Source organism: Synechococcus sp. R6-10 (genome assembly GCF_047461815.1).
Taxonomy (GTDB): Bacteria; Cyanobacteriota; Cyanobacteriia; order Thermostichales; family Thermostichaceae; genus Thermostichus.
The window spans coordinates 1-3,547 of record NZ_JANSHW010000155.1 but is presented as its reverse complement, the minus strand read 5'-3'; the positions used below and the strand labels follow the sequence as shown (position 1 = coordinate 3,547).

The following is a 3,547-nucleotide window of genomic DNA, read 5'->3' as shown; positions in this document are numbered from 1 at the left end:
GCCGGGCAGCTGGAATCTGGCTGGGGATAGGAGGCGTGTTCTCTCTATTCAGGAATGAGTCCAACAGGCCGGAACGATAGGCATACCAGCCGCCGCCTCCCAGTATCGCGAACAAAAGAATGTAAACGATTGGAGGTGGGCCGGAAGGTCGTGCAGTCATGGGATCCCTCCTAAAGAAAATTCACGATCCAGACTTCTGAGACTTCCCCCCTCTGTTGTATCAGCTATCCACGCAGATTGGGTGAGCGACAGGTCAAGGCATATCTATCCGCCCATGGCAGCCTCTCGTCCCACCTCGCGCAGCTCGATCACATCCGCACGGGGATCCGCCTGCACAACTTCCAACTCGATCCAAGCCCCCAGAGGAATCTGGCGTTCTAGGCGCACCGGCACCCGAAAGGCAATCTCATCCAGCATGGCCAACACCAAGTTTTCCTGCTCGCGCAGGTAGCCCAAGACCAGCGCCCGCCAAATTTGCCCCGGTCGCAGGCGCAGGTATTCGATGCTCCAATAGCGCTTGGATTTCCGCTCCACCTGGTTGGCCTCAGCGGTGCCCGGCTCAATCCCCAGCAGCAACTGCTGCACATCCGCCTCCGTCAACGGCAAGGGATCCCCGCGCAGGAAAGCCTTGATCTGGTAATGGGCCACCAAATCCAGGTAGCGCCGAATCGGGGAGGTAACCTGACAGTAGGCATCGAGACCCAGCCCTGTATGTCGCCCCGGCTGGGTGGCTACTTCCGCCCGCGATAGACAGCGCATGATGGCAAAAGACCGAACTGGCCCCTGGGGATACCTATCCAGCACTTCGGGAGGAGGTAAGTCGGGAGCCGGCTGCAGACGATAGGGCACCGGGATCCCATTTTGGCTGGCGAAGCGAGCCGCCACCTCGCCGGTGAGCACCATCATTTCCGCCACCATCTGCCGCGCAGGAGTATCCTCGATTACCCGGAGGTGGGGGATCTCGTCGATGACCTTGATATCTTGCTCCGGCAGGCCGATCTGAATGGCCCCCTGAGCCATGCGCCACCCATAACGCCACTGGGCCGCCCGGGCAATAGCCGTCAGTTGAGCCTCTGCCCCCAACTCCAACATTTCATCGGCATCTTCGTAGGTGAGGCGGTAGGTCACTTTGATCTGGCTGAGGCAAATTTCGGAATCCCGGATCTGGCCGTCGGATCCCAGGAGGATGCCAAAGCTGAGGGCGGGCCGCACCTCTCCCTGCACCAAGCTCATCGGGCCGGTGGACAGCTCCGGCGGGAACATCGGGATCACCCGCTCCGGCAAATAGACGCTGGTGCCACGCTTGCGGGCTTCCAAATCGAGGGGATCCCCCCACTGCACCCAACAACTGGGATCAGCGATGTGGATCCAGAGCTTCACCGCGTCATCCGACCAGAACTCGACGCTGAGGGCATCGTCAATGTCGCGGGTGCTGGCATCATCGATGGTGTAGGTGTGGAGGTGGGTGAGATCCTGCCGCAGGTGGGGATCCCAGAAAGAGGGAGGCTGGCTGAGCAGGGCTTGGGTGTATCGCTCCACCGCCTTCGGGAACTGGGTTGGGATCCCGGTGAGGCGCAGGGCCAGGTTCTCGTGGCGGCTCCACAGGCCCAGGGCCACCAAAGCTTCAAAAGCCCCCTGCGGAGTGTCAGGAAACCCCATCAGCTCCAGCAGTTGCGAGGCCCGTTCCCGATCCGACGGGTTGAGATTGGAAGAGAGATCCTCGTGGCTGCGAATGGCTGCCGCCGCTCCCTGCAGGGCCAGGCGCTCCAGCAACTCCAAACGGGCCCGTTCGGCAGGAGTCCAGGGATACCCTTGGCCGGGATGAGCCAGAGCCTCTCGCAGATGGGCCTCAAACTCTAGTTGTTCCTGCTGCCGTTGTTGGGCAACGGCCATTTGATGGAGGATCTCCTTCACCTGAGCCGGAGTGCGGGGTTCGTAGCTCTCCCCCTTTTGCTTGAAGTAGGTGCGATCCTCGCTCAAGAGGCGATAGGCGGCATAGGTAGAGACCGGAGAATCATCAGAAAACAACAGCTGAGCCATTTCGGCCAAGCTCAGAGACCGCCGCTCCTCCTGCACCAGTTCCCAGGCCAGCGCCAAGCTTTCGGGATCCAACTTTGCTTGCACCGCCTGCCAAAAGCCGGGGATGTCGGAAGCCGTGAAGCTGGATCCCCCGTTCAAAGCGAAGGTAATCTGGCGAGGGTGAACACTATGAACCTGCCCAGAAGGCACCCCCAGCAGTAGGTTCTTCTTACCCTCAGTGCCCTGAACCACTGCCAACACACGGTCGTTATTGTAACGAAACTCCACCAGTGTGCCCTTTTCCACCCGTTCTCCTTATGTCGGCTGTCGTCAGATTGCAGGCTCTCTTCCATTCTCCACCAGCTCTGTCCGCCTGCCTACCTGGAAACCCCAGCCAGAAGACGTACGGGCACTTGAATAGATAGCAGATGTTAGATATATCGGTACTTAAGCATATAGGTATGTGATATATAGACACACGAGATACAAATTTTTGGGTAGATTGCGGTTATGTGTTGGGCACTGCGATTTCAGAGCAGAGGCCAGCTCTGCCAGGTTTGTGGGATAGGGTTACCAACTAGGGCTCCTAAATTCCGTAGAGATACTGTTGCCAGCATTTCGCAAGTGGATACTTCCACTTCTTCCATGTGTGATATCCTAGGGGTAAGGCACAGTTACCATAGGCTGCTCCCCAATTGAGCAAGCAAAAGGGTGGTACTCAAGAGTCGTTTCCCTACAGTGAAAGTCACGGAAACAGGGGTTCTGTATTTCTTCACCTAAAACTTTTTAGCTTAGCGCTCAAAAGGTAAGCCGTGGACAACCCGAAGCGACTGTTGCTCATCGACGACGATCCGAACTTGATCCTTCTGGCAAAGGATTACTTGGAGTTTCGCGGTTATGAGGTGGTGGCGGCGAGCAACGGTCTGGAGGGGTTGGAAGCGATGCGCCATTTCACTCCAGACCTGATCATCTGCGATGTGATGATGCCGGAGATGGATGGCTATACCTTTGTTGAAACCATTCGCTCCAACAGTGCTACGGACTGGATCCCCGTGATTTTTCTGTCGGCGCGTGGGCAGACGGCGGATCGGGTGCGCGGCCTGACCACAGGGGCAGATGTTTACATGGTCAAGCCCTTTGAGCCGGAAGAATTGGTGGCGCAGGTGGAGTCTTCTCTCAGACATACCGAGCGCCTGTTACAAGTGCAGAATGTGGGCATTCAGCCGGTCATAAAACTGGATCGGGAAATTGAACTTACGCCAACGGAAACCAAGGTGATCCAGTACGTGGCCAGGGGCCTGTCCAACCGCGAGATTGCCGAAGTTCTTGGGGTGAGCCAGCGCACCGTTGAAAGCCACGTCAGCAACATGCTGGGCAAAACTGGCCTGCACAACCGCACAGAACTGGCCCGCTGGGCAATAGAAAGTGGTTTGGGCAAAAAACCGTTGTAATTCCCGCCACCCCTTTCAACGGCTGGAGAACTCTATCTCCTCGGCGCGATTGGAGATAGGGTAGTGATCGCACTTGA

Annotated in this window: 2 protein-coding genes; one reads left to right on the top strand and one right to left on the bottom strand. The window is 57.6% G+C overall.

All coding sequences use genetic code 11. The features are described 5' to 3' along the window. Window positions 1–264: 264 nt before the first annotated feature. Window positions 265–2,325 carry a ribonuclease catalytic domain-containing protein gene (locus NW837_RS05040; protein WP_414329573.1) on the bottom strand — a complete coding sequence of 687 codons (2,061 nt, stop codon included), beginning with the start codon at window positions 2,323–2,325 and terminating at the stop codon, window positions 265–267. A gap of 506 nt (window positions 2,326–2,831) precedes the next feature. Here NW837_RS05040 and NW837_RS05035 point away from each other — a divergent pair. Beyond that, the gene (locus NW837_RS05035) at window positions 2,832–3,470 is read left to right on the top strand and encodes a response regulator transcription factor (protein ID WP_414329571.1); all 639 of its coding nucleotides are present in this window, start codon (window positions 2,832–2,834) and stop codon (window positions 3,468–3,470) included. Window positions 3,471–3,547 lie beyond the last annotated feature (77 nt).